Raw genomic sequence first — 17,573 nt, 5'->3', positions numbered from 1 at the left:
TTTTGTATTTAAGTTTTAAGTGATTTAATCCGGTTGTATCATTTTTTGATAATCAAAGAATGCATCAAATTCATCGTCACTCATAGCACCAGACTCTACCACAACCGTTTTTATACTTTTTCCCTCTTGATGGGCTTGATTCACAATTTTCGCAGTGTGATCGTAGCCAAACTTACGGTTTAAAAATGTTGCTGTCATCAGAGATTGGTGTAGGTTATCTGACATTTTTTCCGTATCTACCTCAATGCCTTTTAAACAGCGAAGGTTAAAGGAATTAAGTGCATCTGAGAGTAAACAAATTGATTGGGTGGTGTTATGAATAATTAACGGCATGAACGTATTCAACTGGAAATTACCCAAAGCCGCACCGATTGTGACCGCAGTTTGATTTCCCATAACTTGGGCGCACACCATCATTAAAGCTTCACACTGGGTTGGATTTACCTTCCCAGGCATGATGGAACTACCGGCTTCATTTTCCGGCAAAGAGATTTCTCCCAAACCACAACGTGGTCCACTAGCAAGAAAACGAATATCATTCGCCATTTTCAGACTATTTGAGGCAATGGCCGCAAGAGCACCCTGAAGGAAAACAAAACTATCTTTAGAACTGATTGCATGAAATCTATTCGCAGAGGGTCGAAATGATTCGTGGTACTTTATGTTCAATTCATCACACACTGCCTGATCAAACCCTTCATAAGAATTCAAACCTGTTCCTACGGCTGTTGCACCGATTGCAAGTGCTCTTAAGGACTCTAAGCAACTCTGTAATTGTTCAAGACCTTCATCATACATATGACGCCATCCGCCCAATTCTTGCCCAAACGTAATCGGCGTCGCATCTTGAAGATGTGTTCGACCGGTCTTCATTACAGAACCATATTCGACCATCAACGAATCAAATGTTGCAATCATTCGTTCTAAACTTGGAATTAAACGCGTTTTCACCAACAGAACTGTACTCACATGCATCGCAGTCGGAAACACATCATTAGAACTTTGACCATAATTTACGTGATCATTGGGATGAACATGCTTCCCACCAAATTTCGTGTTTGCAACCTGGGCAATCACTTCATTCACATTCATGTTTGTTTGAGTACCACTTCCGGTTTGCCATATTGAAAGCGGAAATGCATCATCAAAATCATTTTCTAAGATAAAATCGCATGCTTCAAGAATTGCACGAACAGTGTGTTCATCTAATTTATGATGAGCATGGTGAACTTGTGCTGAAACTCTTTTTAAAACAACCAATGATTCAATCAACGATTTGGGCATGGTTTCCTGACCAATTGGGAAGTTTTCAATGCTACGTTGGGTATTAACGCCCCAAAGTGCACCTTCTGAAATCTCAATACGTCCAAACTTATCTTCAAATGTTGACATTTAATCCTCCTTTGCAACACCTGTTTCAAGCGCTTTTTCTGCCACGACTTGTGAAACTGCATCCACAACACGAGGATCTAAGACACTTGGAATTATATACGTTTCTTTAAGTTCCTCAGTAGGAATTAAAGATGCGATGGCTTGTGCGGCTGCTAGTTTCATGGATGCATTAATTTCAGTTGCACGAACAGACATTGCACCTTTAAAGATTCCAGGGAAAGCAAGGACGTTATTGATTTGGTTGGGATAATCCGAACGTCCAGTTCCAACCACACGTGCTCCCCCTTTAATTGCTTCGTCATATGGAATTTCTGGATTTGGATTTGCAAGCGCAAAGACTATCGCATCCTCGTTCATTACCGCGATATCTTGAGCCGTCAAAAGATTCCCAATTGAAACCCCAATAAAGATATCAGCATCTACCAGTAAATCGTGCAACGTTTTTGACCCCATATCATCACTTAGATACTGACATAAATCTGCGACAACCGCATCATCTTCATACGACTGTGTTGTCGAGATGATACCTTGACTGTTCATTGCATAGATGTCTCTTACACCATAGGCATAAAGCATCTTAATGATGGCACTTCCCGCAGCTCCTGTTCCTGAAATTACAACCTTACTTTCACTTAAGGTTTTTCCGACGAGACGACAAGCATTCATAAGTCCTGCGAGCACGACAATTGCCGTACCATGTTGATCGTCATGAAATACAGGTATCGAAAGGGACTTCTGAAGCGCTTCTTCAATGAAGACACACTCCGGTGCTTTAATATCCTCTAGATTTATAGCTCCGAAAGACGGTGCAACCATCTCACAAAAAGAAATGATAGCTTCAGGTGTTTGTGCATCAATAACTAGAGGAATTGCATTTAAGCCTGAGAATGCTTTGAAGAGCATTGCTTTTCCCTCCATAACGGGTAATCCCGACTCTGCACCGATATCACCCAATCCTAAAACTGCCGAACCATTACTAATAACTGCAACAGTATTCCCTTTCCATGTATAATCATACACTTTATCTTTATTTTTCTTAATTTCAAGACAAGGCTCTGCAACACCTGGAGAGTATAAAAGACTTAGATCCTCTTGTGTTGTTACGGATTGTTTATTATTGACTTCAATTTTCCCTTGAAGTTTTTGATGCAATTCAAGGGATGCCTCTTTTAAATGATTCATGAAACGACTCCTTCTATTTTTGTTTCTATTTTATCATTTTCCTCTATTAATTAGGTTAAGCCTGTGTGTAAATTACAAAAAGAGCAATTATGAACAACTTCATTATTGAAAAAGCCCGTAGCTTACGCATCCGAGCTTTTAATTTTAGTAAATCAGGTCTTAATTATGTTTTTTTCTTAACAAGAAAAAGCATCCCTACAAAAACGAGCATCGGTGCAAGTGGATTTTCTGAGACACCTGTTTTGGGTAATGTCTTAAGTTCTGAACCTGGTTCGTAGTGGTTCGTAATATCAAATCCATCAACGCTTGATCGATAATGTTGAATTGGTTCCTCATCGACCGTATATTTGATACGTTTTCCTGCTTTGAATTTGGGTAAGTGATCAAAAGAATACGACCAATGTTCTTTTGCATAAACTCCTTTTGATTGAACCTGTACCTCATCAGCATAAAGTCGAATATTGACAGACTTAGGTCTGATTTTTTCGAAGGTTTTGTCATCCCACAGTTTATGCCCTTCGATCCGAATTGTTTCTGGAGTATGTGTATTGGTAAGCACCGTTTTCGTATCGTTTTCAAGCATCACACTGCTTGTATAACTGGGAACATCGACCTCTTTAACGTGATAATGAACTCGCACACCGGTCTGATCGAACTTCGGTAAATCTTCCCAGGTAAACGTCCATTGATTCCCTTCATCAAGGGTAATGAGTTTTCCATATGGAACTTGATTTGCATGCAACTGTACTTGAACAAATTGAGGTCGAATTCCATCATTATTATTTTCATCATCCCACACTTTTATAACCTTATGCGTTGTTTTATTCTCCTTAAAACTATTATGAAGATCGTAGCCTTCAACGTTCATATCAAAGCCAGCCACATCATCTTCATCAATCGAATAGATAATTTCTTTCCCATCACGATATTTGGGAAGATTTGTGAATTGGTAAACCCACCCTTGATCTTTGGTCACCGTTTGAGCTTCGATTTTAGTTCCATTTGCATAGAGATTAACCTGAATTTCATTTGGAATAACACTTTGATTTAATTTATGTGCATTTGGCAGGACATCATAGCTTTTATCACCAAAATGCCAGTGTTTTTTACCTTTAACTTCGATACGTTCTGGTTCATGACGATTCGTAATATTAAGACCATCGACGATTGATTCATAACCCGGCACTAATTCCTCGTGAATTGTATAGACCACTTCATTACCGTCATCATCAAGTTTTGGAATATTTATAAACGTATACTTCCAATTCGTTTCAGCAGAAACGGTTTGGTGATGCGTTGTGTCCACACCATTTGCACGTAAACGAACTGTGATTTGATCCGGTCGAATCCCATCACGATTATCATCATCGTCCCACACTTTTTCACCCGATAGAGAAATTGTATCAATAAAACGTTTATTAATTATTTCAGTATAGAATTCTTTCGTTCCATCAAAATCATCTTCTTTAATGCGAAGTTCTTTATCAAGACGAACATAGCCTTTTGGAGCTTCAATTTCTTTAATTGTATAATGATCCTTCAACAATCCCGATAGTACACCAACACCTGATTCATCAGTTATGATTGTACCAACCGACTGTCCTACTGAATCACGAATCACATCGAATTTTGCGCCTGATAAGGGTGTATCCGATTCGTTCTTTTTGAGAATTCGGATTGTGTAATGATATCCATTTGCATAACCACCCGATGTTTGAAATGTAAGTTCTGTATCTCGTTCTCTTATAATCTCTTTATTTGCTTTCATGACTGCATAATTTTCAAACGATTCTCCATTTAGTGCATCATGATTTGAAAGCACTTTGTAATCAATTCGAAAACCAATTTTATCAATATCACCAAAATCTACTGAGAAGTGTGTCAAATCTTCACTCATTACAATTTCAAATTGATCCGTCACATCAACGCTTCCATCGAGCACGAAAGATCCCTCTTCATTCACACGCCAAACACCTTGAGTAATTTTAAAACTTGAAGGATCATATTTTAAACCCGGAGATTTTAGCGTATCCTCAACACGAACTGCATTATAAGATGCTTTAGAACCATTAATTCTTAGAACATAACGGAGTTCACTGCCTGCTTCGTTATTAAACCACGCATACTTCGTAAATTTTTCAGTAGGATTATCTCCAACTTTTTCATAGTCCAAGTTTCCTATGAAGTATGATTGTCCATCAATATCAATTGATATCGGAACTAACTGCTTTTCTTTAATGGTCTGTGTATCAATACGAACATTTACAAAAAGACCACCCGTTACATCCGAATGATGCTCGGGATAATCGGTATAGGTCATTATAATTGTTTTTGTTTGCGCATCCACTTTTGCGATTGCAATCACATCACCTTTTTTATTTTCAATATTAAAGGATTGATCCTTTAATAATCGTAAAGAACTCGGTAATTGTATTACTGTGGAATCACCCTTTTTAACCGTATTATTCGGAAGTTCAAACTCAAAATTTAATTGAACATCCGTCCATTGATTAATATTTGAAAGCGGCTTCCCCTTACTATCAGTAATTGACATTTTGGTAATGTAGTTATTGTTCGCATAAATCTTACGAACCGAACCTGTACCTAAAATATTTAGAATTAAGCCAGTCATGAGTATAAGTACCATAAAACAATGTTTTTTCTTAAACATTACATATCCTCCTCTGCATTTATGATTATATACTTGTACAAATTTATCTTACGATACCCTTTGACTTAACTCAACATATACAACATGATCTGCCATTTCTAAGTCGTCAAGCATTCTAAGTCATTGGTATGATTTCATTATTCATGTTGAAATTGTTAGATTGGATTGGTTATTCACAATTGGTTCGAGATTGTTTATATGCAAAATATGAACCAAGTAAGGTGGCACCGAAAAGAATGAATAAAACTGAAACCAAATGACTATGGCTTACTCCGGTCTTTGGTAACGAAGACACCTCATCTGCGGTGAGTTTGGGCACATTAGGATGATTCCTTAGTTTGGTTTGAGGGGTATCTTTGGTTTCGTTCTTACTAGCATCTGTGTGCTTAAGCTCATTGCCCTTGAAACTAGGATGATTCGTTTCGTTTTTATCTTGATGAATCACGATTTCTATAGGATACGATATTACATGTCCGGTCTTAAAGACAAGACTAAGATTACGTGCTTCTCGTGATGTCTTTTGAAAGTCTACAGGTCTATCCAACGTAATTGATTCTATCTCCGGATATTCTTTCAGGAGAGACTCAAATGAATAAGGATTGCCTACGGTTGTTTCAATTACGTGCGGAAGATCTACCTTGGGCATTGGTTGTAGAGGAATTAGTGGGCTTGTCTTCATAACCCGACCAACCTTCAAGCTCCCGGTCATCATCTTTTCTCCATTACTTAAATCTTTTTTTATGAAACGAATCTCGTTTATTGAATCTAGATTTGTAAGTGCGAATTCATGGTTTGATTTATCATAGGTGATATCATCTGAAAATAGATCCGGATCAATCATTTCGCCATCAATCCATTTGAATGGATTCTTAAAGGTATACATACCTTCTTGTTCCAATACATCCACTTCCACAACTTGATCAAAAGCTTTTAAATCTGAAACCGAACTTGGAATCATACTTAAATCTGAAATCATATTCTTCGATAAGTCCAACTCTTTTAATTCTGGCAACGCGTTTAATGAATCAACGGTTTTTAATTGATTATTTTTTAGGTTGACGAAAATTAGATGTTTTAAATTATCGATACTTGGTATTGTGGTAAGACCTAAAGCCTCAAGGGTCAGATAGTGCAGTTGGGGGTGATTAAGCGTTAGGGTCGATTGATCAAGACGCTCATCTCGAACGATTAGACGTTCAAGTTGTTTATAGTCACTCAAGAAACTTCCATCTTCCAGCCCTGTATTGACCATCGATAAGTCACGGAGGGTTTTTGGAAGACGTTCTGCATTTATGACATTCACATTCTGAAATCCAAGTTGATTAAGATTGATATTTTTGAGAACATCCGCATCAAAATGGGTATCATTTTTCTTAAACTGTGTGATCAAAAGACTCTTTAATTCATTTAAGTGTTTAAGGGGTGTATAATCTCCTACTCCCGAATTCATAAGCATCAGTTTCTTTAAGTTTGGAATGTATTCAAATTCAGCTAGACTTTTAGTATTGCGAATTGGAAATCGATTTAAATCCTCAATTCCCTTTAAAGTTTCCAAATCAAAGGCATTTTCTTTTGATTTTAATGCCCGTTGGACGGCATTTCGAATCCCTTCATCCTCAAGGGTAATGGATGCAGCATGTACAGGTATTTGAAACCAAAACATGAATGCACACAGTAGAACAACAATTTTTTTCTTCACGGTATCCGATCTCCTTTATTCTAAATGCAAAGCATTCGCATTTAGAATATTTGATTTTTAGCGATTAGTCAACCTCTTTTATATAAATTTGAAGGATATACTCTAAAATGAAAAAATCGTCATGAACTGTAAACATACAAAAACAGACATGATAAGTTTCATGTCTGTTTAAGAAAAACATACGTTCTAGTGTTCGCTACGCTTTGCTTTCATCGCTTCTAAAACAAGTAACAAGGCACTCATTCCAATGACCCCTTCTCCGAAGTAGGCTTTTGAAATTCCTGTATTCGGAAGTGGATCCGGTGTTTCAGGCTTCTCAGGAATTACCGGTGCGTTATCATCAATGACGTGAACTGTAATCTCTGCATAAGTATTTTTTTCATCATTACGTGTCTTAGATTTTAGACTATACAGAATCGTGTAGTCGCCTACACGTTGAGTATCTACCGAACCTTTAACATCAATCGTATCCAGTGAGAACGCGATAGCATCCCCGTCTTTGTCCGTTGCGGACACAAAGTTATCCTGAACATTCCACGCATCTCCAACATGAATTGTTGAATCTTTTGCGTTAATACGTGCTAAGTCTTCTTTGACCACTACCGTTGCGATTACAGAAGTAGACCCATAACGATAGGTAATTAAGTATGTACCCGGTTTAGTCGTATCAACAACACCTTCAACAGTAATATTATCAAAAGCAATTTCATTACCCAATGAGTCTACTGCTTTTACGAAATTATCGATTGGATTCCATGTATCACCAACATAGAGTGAACTATCATCAACCTCAATATTTACAGTAACTTTAGAAAACGGTGTAATCACGTTACCCTTAAACTCCAGCTCACCACCGTTATGTACACGGTTATAGGACCATTCTGTAAGCATTTCATCGGAGTCAACGGTAAAGTTAGACCAATTCATTGTCGACGTGGTGTCATCAAATGAACCCGTCGCATGACTTCCAAGAGGATCTACCCACAAGATTGGTTGACCTTCATAATCGACAAGATTAATTTTTTGAGCGTATGCATCATCTTGTAAGACAACAGCCTCTTCATAAATACCTTGTTCATTTATATAAATCTTAACCCCAGGACGAAGTGCTAAGATATCATTTAAAGATGAAATATCTGAAATATGATTTTGATCGAGACTGATGCTATTGGTATAACCAACATTAGGACTATCCGGTGCAACTTCAATGCTTACGATGACGCCAATATCATCATTTTTTAATCCCGAATTATCAAGGTTTAGCGTTGAAATCTTCATACCTTCTAAAGCATCAATTGAACTTAAGGGATTGTTTCCAATTGATAAGTAACCAATCGAATCAAAATGAGCGAGTGCACTGATGTCTTCGATTTCATTGACACTTAAAGTAATCATTTCAATCTCAGTTTGTGGCATTTAATTTAAAAATGAAATATCACTAATTTTGTTTTGTGCTGCACCAAGCGAACTTAAATGCGCGAGGTTTGAAACAAACGATAAATCCGTTAAACCATTTTTGGTTAATAATAGAAGTTCTAGATTATCCAATTGACCAATCCAACTAAAATCAGCACCTTTATAATATGCTTCCGCAAAAGTAATTGATAACGACACTAAACTTGCTTTCGCATTAACCAGTGATTCTAAGTCCGTTACATGATCATTCTTAACCTCAAATGTTTTCAAGAGAACATTGGTTCCAAGATTTGGACCAATTTCAATCGCATTCACATTATTCCGCAAGACGATATTTGATAATACCGGTAAATTTTTAATGGGCTCAAGGGATGTAACGTTTGTATTCTCCAAAGAAATCGATTGAATGTTAACCCGTTGGTCAATTCCCGTTAAATCCGCTACAGACGCTTGATTTATGTCCAATATTGAAACCTTTAATAGATCATTAGGAGTTAAGTCTTCAACCGCAACATTAACCTTTGACGCAATAATCTCACGTAATGCAGCATCCGGAATCAAACCTTCAACAGTTCCCGCTTTTAAAACAGGTGTAGCCTCAACTTTAGCTGGCTCCAAAGCCATTATTGGGCTTATCCCCGAAACAAGTAAGCTCAATGTGGATGCAATCATAACCTTCTTTTTAATCATATACTAATCTCCTCTATAGAATCATCGTAAATTCAGAAACATCATCATCTGATCATATTTTTAAAATCAATAAAGTCCACACTTCAGATGACTCACCACCTTCACATCATCAATGCCCCCCTCTCATTTGTTTTTCAATTAACAGCTGACTGATTGAAGTTAATGAAGCGACACGACCGCCTGTAGCCATTGAAACAATAACCGTATCTTTAATCCGATCGCCACTAACTGTAAACGAGTCCGTAATAATAATGGATGCGGATGTAGGTTCAAAAACAAATTCTATCAGCGAGGGATTGTAGATGTGACCCAATTCTGCCTGGATCCGATCCCGTAAAATAAAGTCATACGCAAAATCAAGATAAATCGAGATTTGGGGTAATTGTGTGGGTTTAAATGGCATGGTAAGTGCCAGAAAATTTAGAAATGACTGAGGGAGCTCATACGAACTCAACAGTGCTTCAACATTAATATCATGGACATTTGCCTCAAATAAATCTTGAATTGCTTCATGTAACATCGACTCACCAACAACAATATTTTCTGAGAGCGTATAAACTACAAGCAACTCAGTGACATCCAACGTCTCATCGGTCCAACCATAATAGGAAGCGATTTGATGTCTGATACGCTCCATTGTATGAACATGATCGATATCAGTTTGCATGTACAAATTGAGAATGCGATCATGAATTTCCGAACTGTATAACGTTTGATTTAATTGGAAGGTATCATGCAAGACTTGATCAATTGGAATATTAATGACAGAGGCTTTATCTGTATTTATAAAAAGTGAGTATCGCCCCAATACTGATGTCTCATCTTGATAATGACATTGAATCATCATTAAATCGGCTAAAGAAAATTGACGTGGTGTAAATAACTTAATAAAGCGATAACTGTGATACAAGCAATTTAAAGGATGACCCGCAAGCACAATCGAATTTTCTTTCAAATCAAAGCGTAAATCATAACACGCATATACATCATTAATTTCTTGAATGCGACGATAGACCGTACTGCGAGAAATGTGTAACGCGTCCTCAATCTTATTAAGGTGACAGTGTCCATCCGATCTAAAATCCTCTAAGATTTGCGAAATCATGGCCACACATTTACTTTGACTCGCATAAAACGCAAACATTTTATATGCAATATTTCTTAAATAGTACTTTGCTTCTTGTTGAAGTGCTCCGAGACTCTCATAATGAGTTCCCGTTACTTCGTAAACATCTTGCAAGACATCTTGAACAAGCCGACTTTCATGACGATGTGAATAGAAAGTTTCTTGGGAACCCGCCTTCAATGAAACAATCAATAATTCAAGTTTAAATTTTTCAGATTTATTCATCAATTCAATCATAGAATCCCCCCCTTTTTAATCCCATGGATTAAAAAATTAATGTAGAATATTAAGATGATAATACCCTGTGATTTAGGCTCACACTATGAAAATACATTTCACAATTCATCGTTTGTATTTCTGTAGCGTAATTTTATTGTAGAAATCGAGCATGTGCGGTTCAATCTTTGTCTTAAAACGCCAAAACTGTGACATGAAGACCTGGAAATGTAATAAAAAAACTCACGATGACGTGAGTTCTTTATTTTGATATCTGTCCGTTATGAACACGTGTCCGCTTAATCAAGAGCGCATGTTTAAAATCCATACCGAGATCTTCAACATATAAACTTAATAGTTTTTGGTAATCCGATGCATTCGCAATCACCCCAATCAAATCCACCTGTGAGCCCACACACGCTTCCACAAACTTAAACAATCCTTGTCCAATCTTCTGATTTCGATAGGGTTTCGAGACAAACAATTCATCCAGCTCGAAGACACGTTCACCAACTTGATTGTACGATGTCGCTTGCGATAATTCCTTAATTGTTCCCAATGCATAACCAATAATCTTAGTTTCATCCACAGCCATAAATAATTCCTTATCCCTATAGTAGTCTTTAGTATTGGCACTATAAGCGGAACTGCATCGTTCCCGATCCCATTCTTCTGATAATTTAACGAATGCATCCAGATTGACTTCATGCATTGTTTCAAAATTCACTTTTCGATATTTTATCATTACATTTGTCTCCCTGTGTTCAATTTAGAGTTATTATAATTGTATAGTTACGAATCAAAACGATGATGCACATTTAAAAGCGATTCCTAAAAATATCCCATGCCAGTAAAACGAGAAAACATCAGAGTTTTTAACAAGTTTTTTTTTACTTTTTCCCTGTCTCTTATTTATTCGTTTTAAAATAGGGATCCAGGATGATTAATATCCTCTGGTTGGAATTGACTGATTTGAACTGGAAGGTAAATTCCATCCGATTTAAAACCCCCTCCAAAGCTATCCAAAAATATCTTCTCTGTGTTTTGACTCAACGTTATACAATCATGTGCCAACAAGCGATTTACTTCCGAGATAATTGTTTCTGAAACTTCAAAATGATCGTGCTGATTGATATTAAAAATTTCTTCTGATTGTAGAGAATCAACAACGACCGCTTGACTTAGTATTCGATACTCATAAGCAAAACGCATCATCGCAAAAACCATTTCCTGTAAATGTGTCTCGTATGCATCATGACTCATTTCGTATTGCGATCGATCAATCATTACATCTACTGCCTCCTTAATGGATTCCGATGGAACGATTTCTATTGTGCTTTCCGATTCGGTTGACACATTTCGATTGAACTTCTCCTTAAAGAAGGGTTTTGCTTTATTAGTCCACCATGGCATAATAATATGTTCACTCAACTTAACAACCACAATTACAGACAGTAACCCAATTAGGCTTTCTTTGACTGAAGCATCACGCGCTTGATTAAGACGATCAGATTCAGAATAAGAATGATCGAATCCATAATCATCATCAACTTCTTCCCATTCCACAATATCTGTAACACGATTGTAACTATCTTGGCTCACACCTCTAACACGATGTTCATTCGTTTTCGATTGAACGAGATGTTCACCTTCCCTTAAAATCGGACGATACTTTTTATTTGTCATATTGGATACCCACCTATTATCTATAAGTAATGTCTGTCGTCGAAAACTACTCTAAACCCTGATACTAAAATTACGTTAGACAGATTTTTTATAAACCCATCATATCATAATCAAAGTAAAAACAAATAAATATTATCAATGGATAAAGTATAACGAAACGTGAATTTAAATCATAAAAAAAAGATTTCAAAATGAAATCCTTTTAGTCTTCTAAAATTTCTTGGACGCGTCCCACTTGTCCGTCAGCCAACATTACTTTGATGCCATGTGGATGATGTGAACTGTTTGTAAGAATACGGTCTACATACCCTTCTGTAAGCTTCCCTGTACGTTGGTCATGTTTTAACACAACATTAACATGGGCGCCTATTGTTATATCTTTACGATTTTTTCCGTTCATGTAATTCTCGCTTTCAATTTTCTTATTAGTATTATAACATACCTACTTCCTTCATATTCAAAACAATACACACCTTAACACGCTTGATGATGCTTCAATAGAATCCGTAATTGATTACCAAAGTAGATGTTCATCTTAATTTCATCTTAGAATGATGTATATCCATGCGTTATCAAACTTAAAACTGATATACTTTATCCATGGAGGAACCTATGAAAAATACATATACTTTAAATAATGATTTAGAAATTCCTGTAATTGGTTTTGGTACATGGCAAACACCGGATGGTGAGATTGCGGAACAATCCGTACTCGATGCACTGGAAGCTGGATACCGCCATATTGACACTGCTGCCGTTTACGGTAACGAAGAAAGTGTTGGTCGTGCAATTATTAAAAGTGGCATTCCCCGTGAAGAACTTTTCATCACTACAAAACTTTGGAATGACGCTCACTCTTACGAAGGTGCTTTAGAAGCCTTGGATATCTCATTGAAAAAACTTCAATTAGATTATGTAGATCTCTACCTTATCCACTGGCCAAACCCACTTCCACTTCGTGACACTTGGGAACAAGCGAACGCTGAAGCATGGAAAGCAATGGAAGAAGCTTATCGTGCCGGTAAGGTTAAGAGCATTGGGGTATCTAATTTCCACCCACACCACCTCGACGCACTTTTAAAAACAGCTGTGATTAAGCCAAGTGTAAATCAAATTTACTTAAGTCCAAGTGACATGCAAGAAGAACTTGTAGCATACAATAAAGCACATGGTATTCTAACCGAAGCATACAGTCCACTTGGAACAGGTAGTATCTTCGAGGTTAAAGAACTCCAAGAAATCGCTCAAAAGTATAACCGCACAGTAGCGCAGGTTGTTCTACGTTGGTCGATTCAACATGGTTTCTTACCTCTACCTAAGTCGGTAACTACAAGTAGAATTATTGAAAACCTTCAAGTATTTGATTTTGAATTAGATCAAGAAACAATGACTTTCATTGACTCGTTAAAAGGAACGGCGAAAGTTGCACTCGATCCTGATTCAGTAGATTTCTAGGATTTACCAAAGTCGAACATATACAGATGTATCTTTGATGTATCCATATACAAAACACGCTCTTTGACTGACATAGTTTCAGTTGCATGAACGTGTTTTTTTTATCAATGTTTTATTGATTGGCTCTTATGCACAATCAACCATGATTTTTTTATCTTGTATTGTTAAGACGGTATCTGCTAGGTGCTCGATATGTTGATACTCATGGCTTGTGAAGATAATGATTCGTTCTTCATTGATATATCTTTTTATTAAATCTACGAGTACCATCGTTGACTTCTTATCCAGAGCATTAAAGGGTTCATCTAAGAGTACGAGATTGGGTTGTTCCATGAACGCTTGAATGATTCGTAACTTTTGTTTCATTCCTAACGAATAAGCCTTATATCGCTTGTGAATATTGCGTTCCATATCGAATATTTGAATTAATTCGTTAAGGAAGGTTTTATCCGTTTGTTTACGAATATTTATCAAGTAATCGAGATTCTCCATACCTGTGTAATTTTTGATGAAATGCGAGTCATTAATCAAAACCCCAACACTCCGTGGAAAATCACGGTTTACACCTAATGTTTCACCATACACATCGATTGATCCTGAGGTAGGTTTAGAATAGCCACACAGCATCTTCATGAGTACACTTTTACCAGACCCATTCTCTCCAACGAGGCCTACAATCTTACCCGTCGGAATTTCCAAAGAGACGTTTTCGAAAATTTCTAAATTTTTAAATCGTTTTGATATATTTCTAATCTTAATCATAATATTCTCCAATCTTTTTTGAATGACCCCAGTATAAAAAATAAGTCATAACAATGAAACAAATATAGATTGAGATATACCGTAAATTGATGTCATACGTGTCAGGCATCACAATCCAATGATACTTGCCGATGATTATATCTGCTAACAACAACATAAATACAGTAAATATTTTGTGAATTGAACGAGAACCGTTTTTTGTTGTTATGTTTATAAAGTTATAAAATAGTTTTAAAAATACCATCAATAGCACTATCTTGATGTCCTGTAAAAAAAGTTCAACTAAACTATTAGGAGACAAAACGAAACGAACGTGTTGAGCATTTGAAAAAGCAACTAAAAGTGCTCCATAACCCGTAATTATGACGAAGGAGTTCTTTAAATATTTTAAAAATAGATAGAGCCAATAACAGGTTATACTTTTAAATCGTGACATCATGAACATATGAATTGACGTTTCTTGTTCGCTTACGGTATCAGTATAGAGAAACAAGTAATACACAATCAGATTCAATACCCCAAAGATTATTATATCTTTGAAATAGAGTCCGACTCTACTGAATGCAGCTGAGTTCATGAAATATACTTTATACTCATCGTAAATTTGGAATCCATGTGTTGTATCAAGGTGTACGTTTACCAAGTGTATAAAAGTAATGGTCAGTAATGGGAGGACCATCATACATGGTAAGATTGTTTTTATTTTTCTAAACTTCATAACGACGCCAACTTATAAAGTACAATACTCCTGCTGTGATAATCGGAACCAGCAATGACGATAGATACATAAGTGTATTAGGATAACTATAAGCTCCTGAAACGATCACAGCTGATGGATCGAACATATATCTAAAAACAGAGTTATAAGGGATAAATAATGAACTTGCGATTGAAAATGCAATAAAATACATCGTAAATACTAGTGTTGCCATAGGCAAATTTCGGAAATAAGGGACTACAAATCCATATGCGACGCCATAAATTAATGGAACAATAAAGAATACAAAGATTCCCCATAATAAGTGATACAGCCTACAGTGATTTAAAAAGAAATCTTTAGGAAACCAATCAATGAATAGTTTTACTGGAATACCAAATTGCATGTCATCGACAGTAACTTTGCTTCCCACAAAAAATGTGAATATATAAAAGAGTAGATATCCCAAAAAGATTGATGCCGATACTTTTAGCGATTCTCCAACAATTTTTTTAAGCATAAACTTCGAATGACGGTCATGACGATAACACTCAAAAAAGTACTCATTGTTTTTCTTTAAGTAGATGTTTATCCCAACAATAGTGATAAATAGTGGAAGTAATAATTGAAATAAATTTGTGCCCCAAATCATCATACCTATATAGGATCCAACACTATGGTGGAACAATGTCCACCAGTTTATTTCTGGGCCATACTTTAATGCTTCTAAGCTTGTAAGTTTGAAACCATTTTGGTATCCCTCCCAAAGTCTTGAAAGAGTACCATATTCGCACTCGATCGAGATAAAGAATACAGATGACGAAAGTAATGCAATAAGAAGGTAATCAGTGTTCTTTCTTACAAATTTCGGTAACATACTATCAATCATCACTTCATCTAAGGTCTCCAGGAACCTGAAACATGAGTTGCTCTAAAATCCCAAATATGTTGACGGCGTGCGCGCAAATCATATTGCAACCCTTTTACAGTGTCTGTACCCGTGATCGTAAAGCATCCATAATCTGAATTTGCAAAGAACACTTCTTTTTTAAGATAATCTGTTTTTGCTTCATGAATTGAGAAGTACATGTTAATCCCTTTAATAGAAGAAGCATCCCACTCAATACCACTTGGACTATTGGTTTCCTTATCAACGATACTTGACACCCTTGCTCTCGTTCTATTTGCTTTGCCATCGAAACCATAATAATAGCAATTATAGTCCGTTGGTCCAGCAGCTTCATTCGCTTGGACGGATAAATCAACAATACTTCCTAACACCATCGTAAAAATCAAAAAAACCGATACACAAAACGTTTTTCTCATAACCACCCTCCTTTTCATTTGTGTACGCATAAAATATATCATAAAAAAAAGCGTTTATTTACTCCGCTATTTCGTAGGAATTTCATTCTATTATTAAGGAGATATTCGATTAATTGCATAGAATAAATCTATTCAGTTTAATATCAAAAGTACATATTTTTAGAATTCAAGCACACTTTTCTCTTTGTTATGCTCAAGTGAAAGTCCTGAGTACCCAATGTAATAACAGAATAATTCTATTAACAAATAAAAGAACTAACGCCGGATTAAAACAGGTGTTAGTTCTTTTTGTTTATGAGGCTAATAGCTAACCAGGATTGAAACTTACTCAGTTAATCTTGATTCTTTCTTTGCTTAAGTTTTTTTCTATTACTGGTATATAGAATAGCGATTCCAGTAGCAATCATTGAAAGTGTTGCAATTATGATTGATCTAACCAATTTAGATTTAGAATTGTTAATTCTAAAATTTTCACTTAAATCGTTTTTACCAAAAACACTTTTAGATGGTCCGCCAAATAATTCGCTTCCTTTAGTAATGCCTTCTTCAGGAACCACAGTATATATTGCATCATAATATTTTTGCAATGGCCCTCTCAATTCTTCAGTTTTATATATTTGTCCATGTCTAACGCCTTCTATTTCAATAAAATCTCCAATATTTTTATAGAAGGGAATAATTTCCTCTGTCTCAGTAGAATATACAAATGCTAAATCAGGACGTAGCCCAGTTCTAACATACGCAACCTTTTCTGAATCAAGCTTGTTATCATTAATATAATTTTCAACATAGTCTAAGTCGATAGAAAGTGTTCCACTATCGGTCATCTCTAAATTTGTTAGAATATATTCGCCATCTACTTCTTGAAAGTTTGCAATTTGATTTGTTTCTGTTAATGACTCAAATGCGATTGAAGCCTCATCTAAGTTGATGTCCTCATTTTCTAAAATAGAAATAACAATATCTTTATTCAACATGAGAAGCTTTATCATCTTACCACTTAACGGACTAATAAATGTATCTTGTCCCAGACTTCTACTCCTCTTTGGACTTTGATCATCCATAAACATTTCAAAAAACTTTTGACTCTCAACAACCGATTCTCTATCTTCAGCTTTTACACTGATCGCGTCTATTTGTGTACTCTCATCGCTATCTGCATAAACTAAGTTTTTTGGTAAAAATTGATTCGAAGCAGTCAAAATTAAGACGAATACCAAAATACTCCAATACTTTATCTTAGATCTACTCATAA

15 protein-coding genes are annotated in these 17,573 nt (G+C 36.1%); 1 reads left to right on the top strand and 14 read right to left on the bottom strand.

All coding sequences use genetic code 11. The features are described 5' to 3' along the window. Nucleotides 1-24: 24 nt before the first annotated feature. The 10 genes from LLS04_RS06880 to LLS04_RS06835 form a co-directional block, all read right to left on the bottom strand. Nucleotides 25-1,392: a class II fumarate hydratase gene (locus tag LLS04_RS06880; protein ID WP_323610972.1), complete on the bottom strand. Its 1,368-nt coding sequence runs from the start codon at nt 1,390-1,392 to the stop codon at nt 25-27. Next, a complete protein-coding gene (locus tag LLS04_RS06875) occupies nt 1,393-2,574 on the bottom strand; it encodes an NAD(P)-dependent malic enzyme (protein WP_323610971.1) in 1,182 nt (393 codons plus the stop codon). It lies immediately after the preceding gene. Nucleotides 2,575-2,737: 163 nt separating this feature from the next. Then, on the bottom strand, nt 2,738-5,245 hold the full coding sequence (locus LLS04_RS06870) for a Cna B-type domain-containing protein (protein ID WP_323610970.1): 2,508 nt from the start codon (nt 5,243-5,245) through the stop codon (nt 2,738-2,740). A gap of 169 nt (nt 5,246-5,414) precedes the next feature. Further along, nucleotides 5,415-6,944 (bottom strand): leucine-rich repeat domain-containing protein, encoded by a 1,530-nt coding sequence (locus LLS04_RS06865; RefSeq protein ID WP_323610969.1) that lies wholly within the window; start codon nt 6,942-6,944, stop codon nt 5,415-5,417. A gap of 186 nt (nt 6,945-7,130) precedes the next feature. Beyond that, nucleotides 7,131-8,339 carry a bacterial Ig-like domain-containing protein gene (locus LLS04_RS06860; RefSeq protein ID WP_323610968.1) on the bottom strand — a complete coding sequence of 403 codons (1,209 nt, stop codon included), beginning with the start codon at nt 8,337-8,339 and terminating at the stop codon, nt 7,131-7,133. A 21-nt stretch (nt 8,340-8,360) separates the two neighbouring features. Continuing rightward, on the bottom strand, nt 8,361-9,050 hold the full coding sequence (locus LLS04_RS06855; RefSeq protein WP_323610967.1) for a leucine-rich repeat domain-containing protein: 690 nt from the start codon (nt 9,048-9,050) through the stop codon (nt 8,361-8,363). 109 nt (nt 9,051-9,159) lie between these two features. Next, on the bottom strand, nt 9,160-10,413 hold the full coding sequence (locus LLS04_RS06850; protein WP_323610966.1) for a helix-turn-helix domain-containing protein: 1,254 nt from the start codon (nt 10,411-10,413) through the stop codon (nt 9,160-9,162). A gap of 241 nt (nt 10,414-10,654) precedes the next feature. Then, nucleotides 10,655-11,137, bottom strand: coding sequence for a GNAT family N-acetyltransferase (locus LLS04_RS06845; protein ID WP_323610965.1), 483 nt, complete (start codon nt 11,135-11,137; stop codon nt 10,655-10,657). 176 nt (nt 11,138-11,313) lie between these two features. Then, complete coding sequence (locus LLS04_RS06840) at nt 11,314-12,078, bottom strand: hypothetical protein (RefSeq protein ID WP_323610964.1); 765 nt, start codon at nt 12,076-12,078, stop codon at nt 11,314-11,316. A 202-nt stretch (nt 12,079-12,280) separates the two neighbouring features. Continuing rightward, nucleotides 12,281-12,478 (bottom strand): YwbE family protein, encoded by a 198-nt coding sequence (locus LLS04_RS06835; RefSeq protein ID WP_275159516.1) that lies wholly within the window; start codon nt 12,476-12,478, stop codon nt 12,281-12,283. Nucleotides 12,479-12,690: 212 nt separating this feature from the next. On the opposite strand from LLS04_RS06835, the gene LLS04_RS06830 reads away from it, so the two are divergent. Next, nucleotides 12,691-13,533: an aldo/keto reductase gene (locus tag LLS04_RS06830; RefSeq protein WP_323610963.1), complete on the top strand. Its 843-nt coding sequence runs from the start codon at nt 12,691-12,693 to the stop codon at nt 13,531-13,533. 126 nt (nt 13,534-13,659) lie between these two features. On the opposite strand, the gene LLS04_RS06825 is transcribed toward LLS04_RS06830, so the two are convergent. The 4 genes from LLS04_RS06825 to LLS04_RS06810 form a co-directional block, all read right to left on the bottom strand. Continuing rightward, a complete protein-coding gene (locus tag LLS04_RS06825; protein WP_323610962.1) occupies nt 13,660-14,295 on the bottom strand; it encodes an ABC transporter ATP-binding protein in 636 nt (211 codons plus the stop codon). A 707-nt stretch (nt 14,296-15,002) separates the two neighbouring features. Beyond that, a complete protein-coding gene (locus tag LLS04_RS06820; protein WP_254051761.1) occupies nt 15,003-15,881 on the bottom strand; it encodes a hypothetical protein in 879 nt (292 codons plus the stop codon). A gap of 8 nt (nt 15,882-15,889) precedes the next feature. After that, nucleotides 15,890-16,318 carry a hypothetical protein gene (locus tag LLS04_RS06815; RefSeq protein ID WP_323610961.1) on the bottom strand — a complete coding sequence of 143 codons (429 nt, stop codon included), beginning with the start codon at nt 16,316-16,318 and terminating at the stop codon, nt 15,890-15,892. Between the two features lie 332 nt (nt 16,319-16,650). After that, nucleotides 16,651-17,571 (bottom strand): hypothetical protein, encoded by a 921-nt coding sequence (locus LLS04_RS06810; protein WP_123171586.1) that lies wholly within the window; start codon nt 17,569-17,571, stop codon nt 16,651-16,653. Between the last annotated feature and the right edge of the window lie 2 nt (nt 17,572-17,573).

Origin of the sequence: Erysipelothrix enhydrae (assembly GCF_035066605.1) — a bacterium.
Lineage (GTDB): Bacteria > Bacillota_I > Bacilli_A > Erysipelotrichales > Erysipelotrichaceae > Erysipelothrix > Erysipelothrix amsterdamensis.
This window is presented reverse-complemented; position numbering and strand designations above follow the sequence as displayed.